The sequence below is a fragment of the Algoriphagus terrigena DSM 22685 genome (genome assembly GCF_000429445.1).
GTDB lineage: Bacteria > Bacteroidota > Bacteroidia > Cytophagales > Cyclobacteriaceae > Algoriphagus > Algoriphagus terrigena.
Genome location: NZ_AUBW01000038.1, coordinates 1 through 21492, shown reverse-complemented (window position 1 = coordinate 21492; position 21492 = coordinate 1). Strand labels below are relative to the sequence as shown.

15 protein-coding genes are annotated in these 21492 nt (G+C 47.4%); 3 read left to right on the top strand and 12 right to left on the bottom strand.

The genetic code is table 11. The features are described from left to right. Positions 1-205 precede the first annotated feature (205 nt). The 9 genes from G459_RS28385 to G459_RS0123110 form a co-directional block, all read right to left on the bottom strand. Positions 206-424 carry a hypothetical protein gene (locus tag G459_RS28385; protein ID WP_245588214.1) on the bottom strand — a complete coding sequence of 73 codons (219 nt, stop codon included), beginning with the start codon at positions 422-424 and terminating at the stop codon, positions 206-208. Then, complete coding sequence (locus G459_RS0123150; RefSeq protein ID WP_026969314.1) at positions 424-870, bottom strand: DUF5675 family protein; 447 nt, start codon at positions 868-870, stop codon at positions 424-426. Before G459_RS0123150 ends, G459_RS28385 begins: the two co-directional genes overlap by 1 nt. A 2-nt stretch (positions 871-872) precedes the next feature. After that, complete coding sequence (locus G459_RS29240) at positions 873-1619, bottom strand: hypothetical protein (protein WP_051315337.1); 747 nt, start codon at positions 1617-1619, stop codon at positions 873-875. A gap of 697 nt (positions 1620-2316) precedes the next feature. Further along, positions 2317-3837 (bottom strand): RagB/SusD family nutrient uptake outer membrane protein, encoded by a 1521-nt coding sequence (locus G459_RS0123140; protein ID WP_026969732.1) that lies wholly within the window; start codon positions 3835-3837, stop codon positions 2317-2319. A gap of 27 nt (positions 3838-3864) precedes the next feature. Beyond that, the gene (locus G459_RS0123135) at positions 3865-6939 is read right to left on the bottom strand and encodes a SusC/RagA family TonB-linked outer membrane protein (protein ID WP_026969731.1); all 3075 of its coding nucleotides are present in this window, start codon (positions 6937-6939) and stop codon (positions 3865-3867) included. A 691-nt stretch (positions 6940-7630) separates the two neighbouring features. After that, a complete protein-coding gene (locus tag G459_RS0123130) occupies positions 7631-9061 on the bottom strand; it encodes a SusD/RagB family nutrient-binding outer membrane lipoprotein (RefSeq protein ID WP_026969730.1) in 1431 nt (476 codons plus the stop codon). Positions 9062-9071: 10 nt separating this feature from the next. Continuing rightward, entirely contained in the window at positions 9072-12275 is a 3204-nt protein-coding gene (locus tag G459_RS0123125; protein WP_026969729.1) for a SusC/RagA family TonB-linked outer membrane protein, read from the bottom strand. 1225 nt (positions 12276-13500) lie between these two features. Further along, complete coding sequence (locus tag G459_RS30675) at positions 13501-13617, bottom strand: group II intron maturase-specific domain-containing protein (protein WP_157373430.1); 117 nt, start codon at positions 13615-13617, stop codon at positions 13501-13503. Between the two features lie 190 nt (positions 13618-13807). Then, positions 13808-14374, bottom strand: a complete 567-nt coding sequence (locus tag G459_RS0123110; protein ID WP_051315389.1) for a 2'-5' RNA ligase family protein — start codon at positions 14372-14374, stop codon at positions 13808-13810. 366 nt (positions 14375-14740) lie between these two features. Here G459_RS0123110 and G459_RS0123100 point away from each other — a divergent pair, with 366 nt between their 5' ends. Continuing rightward, positions 14741-15655, top strand: a complete 915-nt coding sequence (locus tag G459_RS0123100; protein ID WP_026969727.1) for a universal stress protein — start codon at positions 14741-14743, stop codon at positions 15653-15655. Between the two features lie 124 nt (positions 15656-15779). Here G459_RS0123100 and G459_RS0123090 read toward each other — a convergent pair whose 3' ends face one another. Further along, positions 15780-17150, bottom strand: a complete 1371-nt coding sequence (locus G459_RS0123090; RefSeq protein ID WP_026969726.1) for an exopolysaccharide biosynthesis polyprenyl glycosylphosphotransferase — start codon at positions 17148-17150, stop codon at positions 15780-15782. A 154-nt stretch (positions 17151-17304) separates the two neighbouring features. Here G459_RS0123090 and G459_RS0123080 point away from each other — a divergent pair, with 154 nt between their 5' ends. Further along, on the top strand, positions 17305-17976 hold the full coding sequence (locus G459_RS0123080) for a methyltransferase domain-containing protein (protein WP_026969725.1): 672 nt from the start codon (positions 17305-17307) through the stop codon (positions 17974-17976). On the opposite strand, the gene G459_RS0123075 is transcribed toward G459_RS0123080, so the two are convergent. Continuing rightward, positions 17973-19760: an ABC transporter ATP-binding protein gene (locus tag G459_RS0123075; RefSeq protein ID WP_026969724.1), complete on the bottom strand. Its 1788-nt coding sequence runs from the start codon at positions 19758-19760 to the stop codon at positions 17973-17975. The two genes, G459_RS0123080 and G459_RS0123075, sit on opposite strands and share 4 nt — an antisense overlap. A 256-nt stretch (positions 19761-20016) precedes the next feature. Beyond that, positions 20017-21147: an N-methyl-L-tryptophan oxidase gene (gene solA, locus G459_RS28375; RefSeq protein WP_051315388.1), complete on the bottom strand. Its 1131-nt coding sequence runs from the start codon at positions 21145-21147 to the stop codon at positions 20017-20019. A 98-nt stretch (positions 21148-21245) separates the two neighbouring features. On the opposite strand from solA, the gene G459_RS30485 reads away from it, so the two are divergent. After that, the coding region (locus G459_RS30485; RefSeq protein ID WP_035456802.1) for an IS110 family transposase at positions 21246-21492 on the top strand (247 nt) is incomplete at its 3' end.

Sequence of the window (21492 nt, the reverse complement as noted above, 5' to 3'; positions counted from 1 at the left end):
GTGCCGACGGCGGCGATCAGGAGACCTGCCTTCTTCAGCAACTGGAAGAAAGGAGGAGTTGGGGCGAGAGCCCGGTGTTTTATTTCTTCTATTGTTGTCATAGTTTTTTTTAGTTAAATGTTAAAGGTTAAGTGTTTATTGGGAGTGATCAGTGTTCAGTCGCAGTGATCAGAGTCAGTGATCAGTTGCTCACCAATTGAGAGAATTAGGCGCAGGGCTGGATCTTTCGGCTTTTGGGCAACTTGCCAGGTATTTGTAAAAGCGTTTTGATCAATGCCTGTTCGCTTTGGAGGCGCACCATGACTTCCTTCATTTTTCCCAATTCTTTATTCATCTGCCTGATATCCTGGATGAGGAGCTTGAGGAAATAGGCGATGACAGAAAGGAGGAGTCCGAAGACCCCTCCCACAATTGCCTGAAACATCAGTCCATCCATTGGATTTGATGGTAGGTCAGGTTCAGGGCACATTCTGGACAGCTCCTTATCTCCAGTGTGGCCTTTTCCCCTTTCCCGAGTGTTTGACCTATCAGGGAAGTGAGATTCTGGAAGACTTCCCTGCCGGGAACACCTCTCCCCTCCCCTGTAATTTCAGACACCAGGACGATGTTTCGGTGCAGTTGCGTTAGCCCCAGTTCTGCTTTCCTTGGGATCTTCGATTTGTGTGAGCCGGAGTTTTGGAACACGGCGATCTGCTGTTCGGATGAACTTTGGACCAGATCTAGTTCGTAGACTCCTTCCGGCAGACAGGCCATCGAAGGATGGAAGCATGCTGAGGGCAGCTCGGCCGTGGCACAGAGGATCTTGCCGTTGTAACTAAGCGATCCATTGGTGCCGCCGGGCCAATATTCCCGTGTGAGCAGGAATTTCATAATCAGGAGACCGATAGGATGATCGCAGGATTCTGCGATACATCGTTCATGTCGTACTGATTGCCGTTGACGTCGAGAAAGAACTCCAGGGCCAAAGCGAAGAAGTACTTTTCACCGGCAACGCCCGGTTTGGGCAGGGAGAGCGAAACTTGCGCCGCCGGGAGATTGATGATCGGCAGGGGCGCTATTGTGGCGGTCTCGGTGTAATAATCCTGTTCCGCAAAGTTGATCGCTGCGCGTATCAGGGAAAACCGGTAGAACTTTGATCCTTCAGAAAACAGCAGAAACTTGCTGGGAACCAGAGCCGGTATCGTCACCGTCACGGAAGTCGGCTCATCCAGGACCGTTGTCTTCACTTTCAAGACGTTGCGCATGGATGCCTTTTCAGAGAATTCGAACCGCAGTAGCGAGGTCATGTCTCCCAGATCAAATTTCCTGTCTCCCCGGGGACTCACCGAGTCGGATTTGACCACTTTCATGGCCGCGGAATAGAGTCTGTTGTGCAGCTTTCCACCGTTGGATTTGAGTTCGATCTCACGGAACGCATTCTTGAGAAATTTGGCGGAGGCAGCGGCCTCGGCGAATTCCTTTAAATTCTCCCGGGTCCGTTGGAAGCGGGGATCATTTTGGATGCGCTTTTTGGTCACCCCTCCCTTTCTCCTGGCGATGAATTTTCCATCGCGGTTTTTATAAAATGTGAGGTCACCCATGGTGCCCTCGAGTTTGATATATCCAGATTGTTTTGCCATAGTTTTGGATTGTTTAGATGTGAAACATGGCCCTAAACTGAACTCAACAACCTGAATATCAAAACGAATGTGGAATCTATGGAAACAAAGGAAAACTAAGGTAATCCGTGGAAAATGTGGACAAAACCCAACCTATGTGTGACGTATGTATGACGATGGTATGACGGAACCCCAACGCAGCAGTGGCTTTGCTACCAAGGAAATTGCAAGTCAGCAGCTTCGCCGTGTACAACCACAATGTGGTTGGTTTTGAAGTCATCCTACCGGTGTAAGCCTAAAATCGAACCAGTAAGACCCCATAATGAGCCCTAACTGCGGCTTATCAATCCCATGGTTTACTCCTCAGTCGCTACCGGTCCTGTCCGGCTCTGCTATCCCTTCAGGTGGGAGGAGAAGGCTTTGGTGAGGCCTTTGGGACCTCCATCGTCTATTTCTCTTTGTCCTTTTGGCTTGTCCTAATCGAATATCAAAATCGCTTTAAAACTGGCTCCTCTCTTTTACCCTGAATGTTGCCAGCAATAACGACTTCCCGCCGAAGCTTTTCGGGAGCCCCGAGAACCCGCGTTGGTGGTGGCGCTACACAGCGATGAGCTGGTAGCAGCTGTTGGACAATCAGTAAACAGCAGCACGGAAGAAACTAAAAATAAAAAAGTCCGACTCTTTCGAGCCGGACTTTCCAGTTAAAATAAAATCGGAATTAATATCCAGGGTTCTGCGCGATAGGTGCAGTGGCGTTAGTCTGGATTTCTTCCAATGGAATAGGCCAGATAAACAGGTGGCTATCGTACGGCAGCGCATAGTCAGTAGTGATCGTGCGATTTGTAGTATAGAAGTCCACGTTGGTGATAGATCTGGAGGTAGCCTTTGGCGGAGTCCCTACCATCACACCTGCGCCAGCAAGTCTATGGATATCTGACCATCTTCTGCCTTCGGCGAGGAACTCGATCCTGCGTTCGTTGTAGATCGCAGTCAAGACTCCAGCCTGACCACCCAAACCGGCAGCAGTGAAGGAAGGAACAGTATCAGGAAGCGCACGGTCTCTTACGGAGTTAACTAAAGCAACTGCTGCGTCGAGATTGCCCAATTGAGCATTGGCTTCAGCAGCGTTCAGCACCACTTCAGAGTATCTCAGGATCGGGTTAGGATCCGTACGGGTTACGTAATCGAGGTATTTGGAAGTATAGATTCCGGCTCCATTTCTTGCAGTAAGAGTAGTTCTTCTGGTATCTTCTGCATGCCAGAAGTCAGCTCTCCAGATCAGTGGAGAGATCTTTACCAGACCACGCCCACCGTCAGCCGGGTTACCATACATCGCCGCAAGCGCACCGTTAGTATTAGGGTTAGAACCTTCTGAGTTGATGAAAGAGAAGATGTTATCAGTAGAAGTGCCGCCTCTGAACGGTGTCGAAGGATTGGCAGTCACATCATAGCCAGCTTCAAGCTTAGCCGCTTCGGTCAAGACGCCGGCCCAGTCCTGCATATGCAGCTTGATTCTGGATTTCAGTGCGATGGCAGCACCTTTATTTGCACGGTCAGGTGTACCGGCCGGCAATTTCAGCTCCGCTTCGTCCAGGTCAGTAAGAAGTTGGGTATACCCCTCGCCTACTGTACCTCTTCCTACAGCCTCACCAGCCGGAACCTTGGATACGTCATTGATAGCAAACGTTCTGTAAGGGACTCCTGGAGCATCGGGATCGTCAGAATAAGGCCGGGCAAAGTGGATCAACAGTTCATGATGCGCAAGTGCTCTCAAGAACAGCATCTCTCCCCTGTATACATCAGCATCCGCCTGCTCAAGAACTCCAGCTTCAACCGCACCAGGCAGCGCCTCTAGCACGATATTGACACGGTTTAGCATACGGTAGGTAGCAATCCACATCCCGTTGTTGTTCGCCGACTGTGGATTGTACGCGTTGGTGTAGGTGATTTCGTAGAAAGCCTGGTCATTGTACATGTCCTCGCCTCTCATATCCCCCTGCTCCACGTTGGCCGCGCCGAACGGATAGCCTCGATCCGCAGCTCCGTTATAAAAGCCTCTCTGAGCAGATTCATATACACCCAGGACAGCCGACTCGACCCGCTCAGCTGTTGCAAATGCTTCCGCATCTGGGATCAGGTTGGCTGGCGTCAGTTCAGTGACTTCGCAAGAGCTAGTCACACCCACCAATGCCAATCCGGCAAGGGCAAGTTTGATATTATTTATAGAAAACTTTGTCATGTTAATGCTTCGTTTAGGAGGTTTAAGTTAGAACCCAACGTTAAGACCCAAGGTATAGGTACGGATCACCGGAGCAACGTTCCAGTCTACACCAAACTGTGTCTGACCACCATACTGGTTTGCTTCCGGATCCAATCCGGAGTAGCTGGTAAACGTGAACGGATTCTGTACCTGAGCAAAGAATCTCGCATTGGTGATCGCTCCGTTGAATGCGGATGTCAGTGCAGCGGATGGGATTGTATAACCCAGCACGATATTCTGGATTCTTACAAAGTCGCCTTTTTCCACGAATCTGCTGTTGGAAGCAGAAGTCATCCAAGTATTAGTGTCTCTGCCGGAATACAGTCTAGGCACGTCTGTAACCTGTCCACCTTCAGTCCACCTGTTCAGGATAGAAGCATGGTTGTTGGAGAAACCAAGGCCGAGCAAGCCCCTTACTGACTCGTTCATGATGTAGTTGCCCCCTGAGAATCTGGTAAAGATCTCAGCATCCCAGTTGCCAAATTTGAAGGTGTTGCTCCACCCGCCCTGCCACTTAGGAAGGGTATTGCCAAGGAAGAACTGGGTTGGGGATGTTCCTGCTACAGCCACATTCGAAGGATCATTCGGATCGAATGCTCTCCAAGAAGACGAGCCCTGCAGCTGCACGATATTTTCGCCGCTATAGTACATAGCGTTACCGTTAGCTGGGTTTACGCCCGCCCATTTGAAGCCGTAGAGCTGGCCGATTGGCCCGTCCTTTACAGTTCTATTGTAGGTGTTGATCAAAGGTTGATTCAGCTCCGTTACCTCATTGTTCAGGAAGGTGATGTTGAAGTCAGTGTCCCAAGAGAACTTGCCCCGGTTGATGATATTGGAGAACGCTCTGAATTCAAAACCGGTGTTAGTCATCGCTCCGATGTTTTGGTTGATACTGTTACCAGGAATACCCAATGAAGGAGCCGTAGGGGCCGCCAAGATCAAACCATCCACGTTGTTGGAGAAGTAGTCGGCAGACACTGTTACCTTACCGATAGTCATGTCAAAACCTACGTTAAATTTCTTGGAAGTTTCCCACTGAAGCGCAGCATTTGCAACTCGTGAATAACCAATACCGGCTCCAGCTCCACCCAATACTGGGGAGAATCCACCGAATGCCGCAAATGATCCCAAATTGGTATTGCCCACTTCCGCGTAGGATGCTCTAATCTTCAGATCAGAGATCAATTCAGAATTAAAGAATCCCTCGTCAGAAAGTCTCCATCCCACTGATCCACCAAAGAAAGTTCCTCTTTTATTGTCAGCCACCAGATCAGAGATCCCATCGTTACGGACGGTGAAAGAGGCCAGATACCTGCCATTGAAGCTATAGTTCAATCGACCGAAGTAGGAGTCGAATCCACGCTCTGAATAGCTACCGCTGGAGAACTGATTGTTGTAGGATCCTGTGATCAGGTTCTGCTGCGCATAGAAGTTGTCAGAGATGTCTGTACCGGAACCTGAGAAACCGTAGTAGGTGGCCAGCTGATACTCCATACCTGCAGTCACGTTGATGTTATGCGCATCAGCTATTACAGTCTGATAGTTCAGCGTATTCTGCCAATTCCACATCATGGCTGGGTTGTAGGCCATGTACACATACCCGTTGTTGCCACGTCCGTCGCCATGTCTTTTGTCCCAAGTCTGCAAGTCATCTGCCAAGGTCAAATCCACGCCGATTTGGGATCTTGCAGTCAAACCCTGGATGATATCCACCTCTCCGTACGCTGATCCGAGGATCCTGTGTGCTCTTGCACGGAAAATGTTATTGTCCAACACAAATGCGATGTTTGGAATGTTGTTGTCTGGACCGGACAGGTTATTGCCCCATCCTGTGGTAGAGCCGTCTGGCTGCACGTTGTATCCGTCAAAGGCCGTGTTCGCAGGGTCGTAGATCTCCACGTTAGGCAATGCGCGGGTGGCATTGTAGATTGCTCCTGAGAGGGAGTTGGCACCGTTGTTCAGACCGTTGATTTGGGTCAGCGAGTAGGAGAGGGAAACACCCAGTCTCACGGCTTTGGAGATGCTGTGGTCTACATTGGCACGGAAAGAATATCTGCTCAGGTCGTTAGCCACGATCGCAGACTCCTGATCGGTAAAACCTAAAGAGAAGAAATACTTAGTCGCCTCAGAACCACCCGCAATAGACAGGTTGTGCTGCTGGGTAAAGCCGTTTCTCAATACGGCGTCTTGCCAATCCGTATTGACTCCCGGTCTGGCATTTCCAGTTGCACCCGGAGTAACATTGGATACTTTCTCATTAGCGATCTCCACAAATTCGTCGCCTGAAAGAAGGTCGAAACGATTTACCGCCTGGTTCATACCCATGGCGGTGTTGAAGCTTACTTTAGCCTTACCTGTAGCACCTCTTTTGGTTGTGATCAGGATCACACCGTTAGCAGCTCTGGAACCGTAGATCGCAGTGGCAGAACCATCCTTCAACACCTCATAAGACTGGATGTCAGAAGGGTTGATGTTGGCCAATGGATTGGAGGAGATTACCGCGGACCGATCGGAATCAACCACTGGTACACCGTCAATCACGATCAACGGGCCAGCTCCTTGGGTGAGGGAGTTGACACCGCGAATACGGATGATAGGGGCGGTACCGAGAACTCCACTTGGAGTGGTGATCTGCACACCCGGTGCACGGCCTGCCAATTGTGATTCAAATGAAGGTGTCACCAGGTTTTCGATGTCGGCACTGTTGATAGAGGTCACCGATCCGGTGATTTCTCTTCTTTCTTGCGTGCCGTAGCCAGTTACGACTACCTCATTCAGGGTTTTCACATCCGTGTCCATCACTACATCGATCACAGAATTGGATCCGATGGGCATCTCCTTGGTCAGGTAACCCACAAAGCTGAACACAAGAGTTGCGGCATTGTCCGGCACAGAGATCGAATAGCCCCCGTCTAGGTTGGTGATGGTACCTTGGGTGGTTCCTTTAACCACTACGCTGGCTCCCGGGACACCTTCTGGCTCTTCGGCTGAGGTGACCCTACCAGTGATCGTCTTAGTCTGCGCGAGTACTGACACCAAAGTCAGGAAACTCAAAGCAAAGCCTAATAAAACTTTCTTCATAGGTTGTTGTTTTAGATTTTTTAACATTCAGGAAGCTAATATCACATGTTATAATCCATCTAAACAAATATTGAAAAGCACCTATCTCGAAATAGATATAGAATTATATTTTGAATATGCCATTTACGGCAAATATTACTAACATCTCTGCACTAAACCCGTGGCAAAGTTCTACAAAATGAGGGCAATCAACACAACAGCGAAATAATATTTTTTTAGGTAAAAAAACACTTCAATTTAATTTTGAGTTTTATCATTCTTCAAAGTACAACTCTATGGATTCGGAGATAACAGTAAAATAATATTTGGATAATATCTCAGACCTATCCATCAAACAATAGATAATTTCGATTTGACGAAAATCAAAAGCTACTACATCGAAATGAAAATACAATGAACGGTCTTTTTTCCAAATTTTCTAAAAGTTGACTTTTTTTTATCAAATCTTCATTTCTGGGCTTGAATTAGTCCAAAAATCAATTTTTTGACAAAAACGTCACTAAAATCCAATACCAATTCACCCGCCTTACTCTTAAATTAAAAAACTTCCGCTTTCCCAGGGAAAGTCTTGGATCGTTCATCGTCCCTGGAAAAAGCAAAACCCCGGCGTTAGTATCGCCGAGGTTTCACATCTATCAATAAAGTTTGCTTTATATTGGAACCGGCCTATTTTCCGGACTAGGCATCGCTATCAATCGACATTCCACCATAGCGGGGTGTCAGAACTATCACCACCTATGGCCGCGGACGCAGCATTTTTATTGGCTCCGTTCAGGGTTGATTCATTTACGGGATAGATCAATCTTTGTGGAACAACCAGTCCCTCAACAGGAGGCAACAAGGTCGGTGCATCTAACCTTCTCCATTCCAACCAGGCGTCATACCCTCTGTTGTACAGGGCAATCCATTTTTGGGTGCCAATTTTATCTTTCCAGTCCCCACCTGCACTACTGTAGGCCACGGATGGCTGACTCAAATAAGCATCCGCTTCGGCAGAAGTTCCTCCCCAATACACGATGGAAGCTGTAATAGCCTCATTGTAGTGATCTTCAATAGTTCCTCCTACAGCAAACCCTCTTTCCAGAGCTTCTGCAAGTAGGAAACTTACCTCAGAATAATCCAGTAACACTGCTTTGTTGTCAGGAGCGGCGACTTTGGCACTCACGGTAGAAAAGTCTGGATAACTGTTGGTATAACCGTATATACCCCCAACATACTCACCATTCACCTGAGTGAAGAACTGCTCTCTTCTTGGATCCTCCAGGTCATTCATGACGTCTACCAAGGTATTCGCAGCTACGTAATCTTCCCGCGTACTATATACGCCGGTTACAGCATTGGACACCGGATTGTTGTTTGGCTGGGCAACTAAATACTGGAAAATGGCATTGTCCGCATTGCTTGTAAACACGTTGGGAGCAGCTGCCTCTACGAGTGTCTTAGCCTGTGTAGGATCCACATCTGCAATCACCATAGCCAGTTTCAATTTCAGAGAATTTCCAAACTTTACCCATTTTTCCATATCTCCTTTATACAGCAGATCTCCTCCCTCATAGCCTTCGGCTGTGGAGTTGATCAAGCTCAGTGCGTTGTTCAGGCGCACAAGGATTGCATTGTAAGTAGTCTGCGCATCATCGTATACCGGCAGGGAATTCTCTGGGTCGAGCGCCTGGGAGTAAGGAACATCGCCAAAAGTATTTAACAGAACAGACCATGCATACACTTCCATGATTTCGATCTGAGCCAATTGATTGTTCTTGACACTCTCAATAGTCGCAGTATTCTCCATGACCAGTCTCTTGGATTCCTTAAGATCCGACAGGACATCGCGATAGAGACTTTGCCACATAGACTGTGGAATAGTCCTGGAGGTCATATTATAGCGTGGCTCATCCAGATACGTGGTTGCAGTCCAATGCTGCACATAGAAGCGATAGTTGTTTGAATTGACACTCGCAGAGGTCAAAGCATCTGTCAGATTCTTGACAGCATTGGTAAACAGCGTCTCACTGGGCACTGCAGCTGCATTTTTTTGACTCACATTATAATCATCCAAGCTGTCAACGCAGGACGTTGCTACTAACATGGATGAACACAATAGACTTAAAATTATCTTTTTCATTTCTGTAATTTTAGAAATTCAATTTTACGTTAAAACCATAGTTTCTCATGGCCGGATAGGCACCACTCTGGTAACCTCTCGCAGAGTTTCCATTGCCCAAACCTTCTTCAGGGTCAGAATACTCCATGTTCTTATGGATGATCCACAAGTTGCGTCCTACCAACTGCAAGTCGATCTTTTTGATCGCGCTGTTGCTTCCAAAGAGTGAAGACGGCAACGAATAAGAAAGAACCAATTCTCTCAATTTCACATAGCTACCATCGTAGACGTACAAGGATCTTGGAGTACCCACATAGTTATTGGCTGCATAGCCCAAAGGAGTCTGTCCGTCACCATTCTGGTTTTCTGCATAGATGTCGTTAGGCGTACCATCTTCTTTTACACCAGGCAACAACATTCCCCCACCCTCGGATACTGGAAGTCGGGAAGGATTGCCTAGATCATTCAGGCCGGCAGTCTCAGGATATATCCCGGTGGCATCTCCGTACCATCTGTCAAGTGACCATACATCGCCACCTTTACGGATATCAATCAGGAACGAAAGTGATAATCCTCTGTAAGTAAAGGTGTTGTTGATGCCACCCAACCAGTCCGGATTTGGATCTCCAATGATCGCGCTAGGGTCGTCGCCCACCATATAGTAGCCATTCTCATCAACAGTTCTTTGTCCATTAGTATAGACAAAGTCATTGCCACGGATCACACCGTAAGGATGTCCTACTGCCGCGTTGACAGAAACTCCGCCCTGGAAGGACGCCAAAGGCACGTTTTCAACTTTGCTGTCTCCCTCTCCATAAAGACTGATCACCTCGTTTCGGTTACGGGAAAAGTTAAGGCGCATATCCCAGGTGAAATTATTGGTTTGAATCGGAGTCACGTAAGCGCTCACTTCAAAACCCTTATTTTCAACTTCACCTGCGTTGACATATCTGCGGGTATAGCCTGTAGCTGCGGTAATGTCTACAGGCAAGATTTGATCAACGGTATTGGTCTGGTAGACGGTAAAATCAAATCCAAACAAGCTGTTGAAAAAATCCATTTCCAATCCAGCTTCATAACTTTTCTGTCTTTCCGGCTTCAAGCTGGAGTTGTTCTTAGTACTTGGAAGTGAGAAAAGCGGAACCGAACCAAAAGCAGTTGGCTTGTCATAGATATCATATACGCTCAAAGGAGCGGCATCATTACCTACTTCAGCATAATTGGCCCTGATCTTACCCGCAGAGATCCATGATACATTTTTTAGAGCATCATTGAGTACGTAGTTCAAACCCGCAGCAGGGTAGAAGTAGGTATTGTCACCTTCCGGTAAAGTAGTGGACTTATCCTGGCGTGCAGACAATTCCAAGAACAGCTTCTCTTTATACCCAAAGTTGGCATTGGCATAGATACCATCTACACCCCTACGGGAATATCCTTCAACTGGTGGGGTCATTGGGTTGACCGTATTGGACAGGGAATAAAGTCTTGGAACGACAAGTCCACCGTTAGTGCTCGCATCAATGGAGCTGGTTTCTTCTCTACGAATATTTCCGCCCAACAAACCATTGAAACTCAAATCTTCGGAGATATCCTTGTCGAAGTTCAACATCAAATCATAGTTGGACTCTTTAAAATCCCTATTGTATCTTGAATAAAACGGCACACCCGCACTGCCTACTGCCAGTCGTTCCTCCTGCATATCAGTGGTAGCATTCAACGTCGCTCTACCCATGACGCTCATCCAGTCGGTAAGCTCATAGTTGAGCATGACATACCCATAGATATTGTCTCTGGCATCATTAGAATAGTTTTCGTAGCGAGACCAATAAATGTTATCGGAATAGATAGGTCCGGTATTGGCGCCGTTCCAGTTCCAGGTTTCGTTTTGTCTATTTCTGAAGTAAGCAGACTCTTGTTCTCTGACATCCACGTTGGTCTGCCACCATTGTCTGAATTGCTGGTTAGGGTTCGTACCATTGTATCCAACACCATATCTACCAATACCTTCAGTTCGCGTGTAGTTGGCCGACGCACTTACCGTCAGCTTCTCTGTAGCATTGTAGGCAGCAGAGAAGTTGATCATGTTCTTATCAATGGTACTGTTTGGCAGGTTGCCTTTGATATCGTTTCGAGTATAGCCCAAGTTAAATGTGGTCTCATCTCCGCCACCGCTAATAGTGATACTTTGATTGGAATTCAGCCCTGTCTCATAGTAAGCGCTGGGATCATTTTCTGCAGCGACCCAGGCCTTGGTCTTTCCAAAGTTGGGAGAGGTAGGATCGATTGCATCCCAGTGATAAACCTGCAAGTTTGGATCAAATGCAGGCCCATAGGACGCATCATCCTGAAACCGCACGACCGGAGCCTCTCCACTTCCAAGATCCTGGGAAGCACGGAATGACTGAATGTAACCAGCGCCGTACTCCTTTTGGTATTCTACGAAAGTGGACTTGTCCATGCTACTCCAGATCACACCAGAATTGATGTCGATACTCATGCTGTTCTTCTTACCTTTCTTGGTTGTGATCATGATCACGCCGTTTGCGGCACGAGAGCCATATAGTGCAGTCGCCGCAGCACCTTTCAGCACGTTTATGGATTCGATATTATCAGGGTTGATATCCGAGGCAGTATTACCAAAGTCCACAGCGGAAGGGCTGTTATTGGCATTGCTTACGGGCACTCCATCGATCACGAAGAGAGCCTGGTTGTTACCTGAAATAGAGGAATAACCACGAATTACCACGTTCGTAGATCCACCCATCGTATTGTTGGATCGGATATCCAAACCGGCAACTTTACCGGAAAGCGTGGATACAAAATCCGCAGATCTTGTCCGAGAAACCTGATCCCCTTGAACCTGCTGGGCAGAATAGGCGAGCTCATTTTTATTTCTCTCAATACCCATCGCAGTTACAACTACTTCGGATAGTTCCGAGGCATCGAACTCCAATACAACATCAATTACTGACTGACCGTTTACCGGAATTTCCTGAGTAGCCATGCCAATAAATGAGAACACCAACACTGTCCCGCCTTCGGGGATAGTCAGGGAGTACCTGCCTTCAAGGTCTGTGGCAGCACCTACGCTAGTACCTTTGACTAATACAGTGGCACCAGGAACTGGTTCACCATCCTCAGCCGAAGTTACTATTCCGGATACGTTACGCCCCTGTGCAAATGCCATGGCACTTGCAAGAAACAGCGTAAGCCCTAGGAGTAAAATTTTGTTCATAAGGGTTTTTAATTTGGTTTTATATGAAATTCTGCATTTCAATATAAGATTTTTCTATGGCAGGAAAAAAACTCAAAAACAGCAGCCGTTTGAAAGAAATAAATATTATATTTTGCAATTGGCCCATTTTAACAAATTTTAAATATTTATAAAAGAAAATAAGGGGACGTATGGATAAAAAAATCGGCTTCAACGGAAAAGTGAAGAACAAAATTCTATCTTATGAGAAATAGCTTTGTCTAAATTCGGACTATTAAAAAAGTCCAGTTTTTTTTTTAAACGATTCAGTCTTGATGTTAAAATAATATTTTGTTAACACTATATATTTCGCTCCTAATCAATCGAATCTTCTGAGGAAGTAAAAATCAGCGAATATGAAATCGAAAGGATTCTATAAGCAACTGGAAATTTTCAAAATTTCTTAAAACTCCACATTTTTTGATAAATCTTCATTTTTTTCATGTCAATCGGACGAAAAATTGAAACGTCATTAAAATCCATCTCCGAAGGAACCATGCTTTGCAAAATCCGCATAGCGTCTTGTTGTAGATTCGGTCTCTACTTATATAGTTTACCCTCTTGTCAACAGAACAGTCTTAGTTAGTCCTCTTTCCGTCAAGCGGCAATTATTAAGATCAAATATCTCACTGTTAAATATTCATACAACATTAACTACATGACGAATTTCACATTTTATACTATAAAAAAAAACAGATGGAAGATTGTCACCTCAAAAACAAACAAGTCAGAATATATATATTAAAACATCAGCCTTTCCATTATAACTATTGCGAGAACATCAGTATACCGGACGAACTCCCAGCCCCTAGCAGACTCTACCATAGAGGGACTGACTGGACTTGGCAAGTCTAGTAAGTTTCCTGTCAGCCTGCTGATACCGAACCTTCACCTGAAGAATCGGTAGGAGAAAGAGGATTAATTTCCGTTTCGACCTCCAACACCACCGTAAGTACCGTTCGGCATACGGTGACTCCTTAGGTTTTGATCCTAACCTTTTGGTATTGGGCAAATAAGGAGACTAAACCGCGTGCTGGAGTGTTTCTGTGGTGATGGTCCTAGCAAGGATAAAGTTGTTAACTAGTGCTAATAGCCCTTCCTCGAGTTCGCCCAGTCCGCGTTTTGGATTTACCTATCCTAGTCTGATCAGATTCGAAAGTTTGGTCCCTATTCATTTCAATTGTTTCGAGATCAGCACCATAAGTCGTCATCTGTACCACTCGTTAACTTTGGTGAACATTTTTTGCATATTTGACAGGTGGAAGTAATTCACCCAGCCGCCAATGAATTGGCGGAATGTGTCCTTCCTGCGTTCGTTACCCACCCGTTGCTGCGTGAGTCAGCTCTTTGATGCGGACTTTCATTCTCAACACCTTTGGGGTGCACCCCCAAAACACCCTTCTCCTTTCGTTTTGTAAAACGAGTAGCCAGGGAATTCACCTTGCTGATCGGCGCTACCTGGCTCCTACCAGACCTTTTTGTTCCACGTTCGTACTGCGACGGACTGATCCCAACTAGGACGACGGTAACTCGTCGGAAGAAAAGCGTAGGGAGCGATGTAATATCCAGACTCCATCGATTCGCTTAAGGAGCGTCAGCTCAGCCGCATAATATACTGTCGTAAAACTCTCCTGCTTGACAAATGCCAAGGCATCCGAAAAATGATTGGCTTTCAGATCTTTGAATGCAACCGTGAGATGGGGATGATAATTACGATCACTCAATTCCTGAGTCAGATGCAACCGCTCTTTGCAAAACTTCGTCAATCCCCGCTGGCAGCTTCGCAGAATCTCAGAATCTTCGATAGCGAGGTAGATCACCCGATTTCCGAAGGTCCCGACGCCGTCGATCTTCACGCGGAATGCTTCCTGGCCTTTTAAATGCTCCTGTAGATTCGCCACCAACACATCTTCCTTGGCTTCGTTGTAGCTGAACGGCATCTTGAGCGTAATATGGGGAGGCGACTTGAGCGCATATTTGATTCCAAACTGATCCCGAAGGGCGATCTTGATCTTATGGGCTTTGTCCAAAATCTCTGCGGGTGGCACCAGCGCCAAAAAATACTTCTGCATTACTTTCATATGATTATAATTTGTCTTTTAAAAGGCCATATGGAATGCCCTACGATAATCATCCCCCTGTGAGAGCGTTCATCCTGGGCATTTCATATCCTTCAAGTTATTCTATTATAGTTACCCCGTCCGTTAGAGCTTTCCCGATTTGGCAATTCATGTATTATAATTATTTTGAACAAACACATAGCCCGTCCCGACTTTTCGTCGGAAGAATCCGGCGTGGTTGATCATCGTCTCACAGTCTTTCGCGCGGATCATGCCGGATTTCATCCCGTAAACCTACCTTGAAAACAATCCCAAACCTCCTTTTAAAAAATCTGTTCGATTTACTCGATCAATCTTTTAACTTAAGGCTAAATAAAACCTCATACCATGAAATTCTTTTCTAAAGCCATGATTGGCCTGGATCTCACAGAAATGGACGATATCCTGATCAAAAAGACGGCTGTTTTTATTAAGTTTCTAGGGATCGAAAAGTGCTACTTCCTTCATGTTGCCAAAAACCTGGAGGTTCCCAAAGAGATCCTCGATCAATATCCCAATCTGGTCTCTCCGACAGATGAGTCAATTGAGATGATCGTGAAGAATAAGCTCAAAGAATTCAATTTTCCCGAGGATATAGAAACCGAAGTATTTGTCGAAGAGGGAGGTCACCCGCTCGACACGTTTCTCCGGTGGGCAAAACTAAAAGACGTCGACCTGATCATTATGGGCCGCAAAGATAACCTCGTCGGCAATGGCGTGTTGGCTGACGGCGTGGCGAAAAAAGCCCCCTGCTCGATCCTGCTGGTGCAGGAGCTGCGTCCGATCAAGTTTCCCAAGAAAATCCTCATCCCGACCGACTTTTCGACGCACAATCATATCATCTATGAGTTTGGAGAGTGGATTTCTAAAAAACTGGACGCTGAGCTGGTGCCAATGCATATCTATGAAGTACCGCACGGCTATTCAAAAACGGGGAAGACATTTGAGGAGTTTTCCGAGATCATGAAAGAAAATGCGCAAAATGATTTCAAGAAATTCATCCACAAATACAACCATCCTGACCTCCAGTGCGCCCTGGTGCGCGCGGACGGCAAGAATCCCGGCACGCTGATCCTGGAATATGCACAGGAGATCGATGCGGATATGATCCTGTTGGGTTCCAGGGGACGCACGACTTCCGCCGCGATCCTCCTGGGCAGTACGGCAGAGAAACTTATCCACGTCAACAAGTTTCTGCCGATGTTGATCTTTAAGAAAAAAGGAGAAACGATGGGATTCTTTGACGCGCTCTTTAGGCTTTAAACGGCTTTAGCAGATAAAAACAGGCCTGACCTTTGCCCTCTTGGTTATACCGGAGGGCTTTTTTCTGCAATGCCATTCGCTCTTCCTAAACTCACCACCGCAAAACTTGCAAGCTTCGGTATCGTCAATAAGCGTTGTCTCGGTGGAAAAGCAGCTCGTTGATAGTCTTTAGCATGATGCCCATGTCTAGCAGAAAGGACCAGTTGTTGATATAAAAATAGTCCAGCCGAACCCTTGATCTTATCTGAAAAGAACTTTCAATCTCTCCGCGATAGCCCTTCACCTGAGCCAGCCCAGTGATGCCCGGACGGATCTTGTGACGGGAGTTGTATCGCCCTATTTGGTTTGCAAAGGTCCGGTTCATCGGAATGGTATGGGGCCGTGGGCCCACGATGGACATGTCACCAGTCAGCACATTGAGGAATTGTGGCATCTCGTCCAGCGACGTATTGCGGAGAAAAGCCCCGATCCGCGTCACCCGGGGATCCTTCTTGGTCGCCTGCTTGGTGTCCGCATAATCATTGGGTGTCATCGACCGGAACTTCAGACAATTGAATACTTGATTATTTATGCCATTTCTCTTTTGAACAAAAAACACCGATCCCCGCGACTCTAGTTTGATCAGGACTCCGACCAAAGGGATCAACCAAGAAAGGATAAAAATAGTAACGAAGCCCGCAAATATCAGATCGAAGGCCCTTTTGGCGAAACTGTTGAGCGCACCGTCGAGGGGAATTTCGTTGACATTGATGACGTAGAAATCTCCATATTTTGAGAAGGACAGGTTTTTCTCCAATTGAAGACTCCCTCCTGGAATGAGTTTGACTTTGATGTAGTTTTCATCCGCAAACTCGATGATCTTCTTGACCAAAACTGCTTCCAACTGCTCGTGGACGTAGATGATATCTAAATTCAAACTCGGCGCCAGGTCGAAGAACTCTCCTACGCCGCCCCGCGTCTGAGCACAATCCGACTGATCATCAAAGTAACCCAAGAAATTGATCCCAAAGTCCTTTCTGATTCTGAAGACATCGGCAAGTTTTGGACTGCTGCCGCCTTTGCCCACGATGATCGCATTGCGGTAGTTATTCCCTTTGGCACGGTAGTTCCGGAGCACGAGATGCACCGCCACCCGAAACATTCCCATCAGGAGAGCCATGATCACTCCGAGCCCCGCGATAGGAATCCAGCGGATATTCCCTTGCTGAAGCGGAGTCCACAAGATGGCCGTGCCTATCAAAAACCAAAGAATGGTGACAAGAAGCCTTCGCAGCGTAAACTCATACTCGTCGGTCCGCCCAATTTTATAGTCCTTTCGCAGCGCCGAGATCAGCAGCCAAAAAACAGAAAGCGGAAGAAAAGCGGAAAACTCTCCTCCTTCAAATACTCCCACCCTATGCAAAATCGAAGTGGCGATCAGTATCGAAACAAGGGACGCAAGAAAATCACTGGCCGTAAACAGCCAGGGAAAATACGTGTCAAATCTTCTCTTCATAAAAATAATTCCGGCAGGATTTTCTCATCAGATGCAAAAAGCGTACAAATTTGGGATCAAGCTGAAAGTTTTGCGGCCTAAAATTAAGAAAGAAATCCTGTCGACTGATTACTTTTGAATTTATTTGTATCCCCCAACTGCCTTAAGGCTTCTAATGAGTATTATCAACGATCTTTTTGCACCATCGGACAATCCCAAGTCAATTGGCGCCAAATTCAGAGCAAGACGGCTCAAAAAATTTGAAAAGCTATTTTTCAGAAATTTCAACCCAGAGAAGACCATTCGAATTCTGGATGTAGGAGGGACAGATTACTTCTGGAAGGGCAGTCAGATTCCCAACGTTCCGGGGGTGTGCATCACGCTACTCAACCTCCAACTCGAAAAAACCACGCATCCCCATATCAAGGCCTTGGTGGGAGATGCCACAGCCATGCCGGAATTCGAGGACAAAAAATTTGATCTGGTGTTTTCAAATTCAGTGATCGAGCACGTGTACACCTATGAAAATCAAGCGAAAATGGCAGCAGAAATCCAGCGCGTAGGCAAGCGATACTTCGTCCAGACCCCGAACAGATACTTTCCGGTAGAGGCGCATTATGCACTTCCGTTTGCCCAATACATGCCCAAAAGGCTCCTTTTTTTCCTTCTGACGAAAACCCGCCTGAGCCGTATGACAAAATGGAAGCCTCAGGATGCCCAGCAATACCAGGATGAAATCCGCCTGCTCAACGAAAAGGAAATGAAAACTCTATTTCCGGGTTCCAAGATGCTGAAGGAAAAAACTATGGGAATGATCAAATCCCTAACTGCCCATAATCTACGCTAATCGGCAAATTGAAGTCGGACGAGGTTGGCGTAGAATCCCGCCTCGTTCTCCAGCAGCTCCTTGTGGCTGCCCTCCTCGATGATCTTGCCTTCACTGAGCGCGTAGATTCGATCCACCTTGCGTATTGTAGAGAGCCGATGTGCGATGATCAGGGTTGTTCTTCCTTTCATCAATTCATCTAACGCCTGCTGCACCAACGACTCCGATTCGGCATCGAGAGAGGAAGTAGCCTCATCGAGGATGAGAATCGCAGGATCCTTCAATATCGCCCGGGCAATTGCGACGCGTTGGCGCTGCCCACCGGACAGCTTCACGCCCCGCTCTCCCACCAGCGTGTCCATGCCATCAGGAAATCGGGAAATAAACTGCCAGGCGTTGGCCTTTTGTGCCGCCGTGATGATCTCCTCCTCGCTGGCGTCCGGCTTGGCGTAGCGAATATTCTCCCGGATAGATCCACCAAAAAGCAGCACTTCCTGAGGTACGATGCCGATTTTGCTTCGCAAAGTCTTCAGATCCCAGTCTTTCACATCCCGGCCATCTACCAGCACGGCTCCCTTTTCCACCTCGTAAAAGCGCAATAAAAGCTGGATGATGGTTGACTTCCCCGCGCCGGAGTGGCCCGCAAGGGCGACCTTTTCCCCGGATTGAACCTGAAAAGAAACATTTTTTAAAACCTCCACCTCAGGCCGCGTCGGATAGCTAAATCCAACCTGGTTGAATTCAATCTTGCCCTCAAACTTCTCCGTACTGACACCGGAGCTCGATTCGGCCTCCTCGTCCAAAATCTCGAGCACCCGCTCGGAGCTGCCGATCGCCTTTTGCACATTGCTGTAGATATCTCCCAATCCCGCGATGGATCCACCGATGAAGGTTGTATACAGCACAAAGGAAACCAGCTCTCCCACACTCATACTTCCCTCGGCTACCAAGCTGGCGCCGTACCACATCACAGCCACGATTCCGCCGAAAAGCGCAAAGATGATAAAGGAAATAAATGCTCCCCGGTACTTCGCGGTGGTCAAAGCCACCCCAACTACCGAGCTCAGACCTTTTCCATAGCGGGAAGTCTCGTACGCTTCTCCCACAAATGACTTGACGGTGCTGATCGATTGGAGCGTTTCCTCCACGATGACATTGGCCGCGGCGAGCTCGTCCTGGGTCTTCTTCGAAAGATTCCGGATGAATCTCCCAAAAACCATCGCAATCAACACCAAAACAGGGAAGGTACCCAGCATGAAGACGGTCAGCTTTGGCGTATTGTAAAGCAAAAATCCAACTCCCGCCACGAGTGTAACCAGCTGGCGGAAAAGCTCCGCCAAGGTAGTTGAGAATGTGTCCTGCAACTGGCTGACGTCTGCGGTAATCCTGCTGATCAACTCCCCCGTTCGTCGCTTATCGAAGAAAGTCATGGGCAGGCGCACTAGCTTCGAATACAACGCCAGGCGGATGTCCCGCATGGACCGCTCCGACACCAAGGCAAAAAGCCAAACCCTGAAAAATGAAAAGATGCTCTGAATCGCCAGGATTGCGATCAAAATCCAGGCGATAGAATTCACGTCACTCACAATCCAGCTCGTCCCCTGTGCAGTATCGATCAGTTTACCGGCGACAAAAGGAAAAGTCAACAAGGTCAGGGAGGAAAACAACAGGAATACAAGCCCTAAGAAAAATGTCCACTTGTATGGCATCAAAAAACTAAAAATCCCGCCTAGTTTGCTCAGATTCTGTTTGTTCAGTTTCCGTTTTTCTTCTGGATCCAGGGCGGTCCCTCTTTGTTTAGCCATTGTAGTCTGTAGTGAATAGTCGGCAAAAGTAGGGCTTTACCAAGAGAAATGACAGGGAAAAGTAGGATGAAGTGAAAGAGGGCAAATTCGTAAGCGATGACTGGCATCGCTTGAAAGAAGTCCAAACTATACCAGTCAAAAATAGCCCGATAGGGGTCTAAAAGCTGTCTACGAAATAAAAATGAGCGCCCGTGACCAAAAAAATCTCAGTCATTTTGGACAAGCAACCAGACCGGAAGAATACAGCGGGTAATGATCAGGCGTCACGCAACAAGTCCATCGCAAGCCGTTCTCCCAAGGCCGCGGAATGCTTGAACCCGTGCCCCGAACAGGCCGAAACCATCAACACATGCTCCATCTCATCCAGACGCCTAATTACAAATCGGGCGTCCGCCGTGACCGTATAAAAGCAAACCGCCGATTTGACGAAATTCCGACGCAGACCGCAGACTCTGCCTGCGATCTTCTCCTCCCAAAACTGCTCCTGTTCCTCCTTCGTGACGGTTCTGTCAAGGAAATCCGGATGAGGGACCTCGACAAATGACTCTGTCGCCAGCTTGACCGTCTTGCCATCCAGTGATGGAAACCCATAGATGAAATCCTCAGCCTTGGGGCCAAATCCCCACATCCAAACCGGATACTTAGTCCAGTCTGTAAAACCGGAGTCGACCTCCAACCAATGAAGGATTTGGCGACAGATCTTGAAATTTGGCTTTTCCTCTTTCCCCAAAAAATCCTTGACCCATCCGCCGGCACTGAGCAGCACCCTGTCGGCCAATATTTCTCCATCTTTCATCCGGATCAGGATGGAGTCGCCTTCTTTGCGCAGCTCCTCCACCGCAGCGTTCACCCGGATCTCGGCACCGTTTTTCCTGGCTAAATCCAGCTGCGTCGCGATAGCCAGTTCGGGCCGGAGAAATCCCGCCTCGTCCTCCAGATATACTTTTCCGGAGGATTCTAGTTGAAAAGCCGGAAACCGGGATTTCAAGGTCTTCGCATCCAGACTGGTGTGGGAGATCCGCTGGTTTTTTGCAAAGGAAACGGTGCTGTCCCAGAAGCCCTCGCCTCCGTGTTTTCCCCAAGCTTGAACACCCGAGTCCATCAAAATTCCGGATGTCGTGGTCATTATCTTCGCGCCTGATTCCAGCTCCAGCTCACGCCAGATCTCATGGGAGCGTTTTGCCAGGGCGACATAGTCCTCGCCCTCTCCAACAGCTAGCCGGGTAATCCGGGTTTCGCCGTGACTCGATCCCAAGGTGTGTGGCGGCTCAAAGCGATCGATTCCCAGGATTTTCTTCCCACTTTTGCTCAATTGATAAAGCGTCGCGCTTCCGACAGCCCCAAGGCCAATCACCACGATCTCATATTTCCCAGACGGATAGGTCATAGGCACAAGATACTCCACCCATAAAACTTATATGAATTAGGGAAATTCACCCACAGCCATGAAAGTCGTAAAAGGAGTTACCACAACTTATTTACGATATGGACATGATAGAATTTCCCCAACTCATTGAACGAGGCTGCGGCCTTGATGTTCATCGCGACACGGTAGTTGCCACCGTTTCAGGAAAAGATCTGCCAGAGCAGACGTTAACCTTTGCCACCCATACCCAGGATCTGGAGAAGCTGATCGGTTGGCTTCAAAACCAAGGAGTAACCCATGTTGCTATGGAAAGCACAGGCGTTTATTGGAAACCTGTGTATTATGTTCTGGAAGGATATTTTGAAC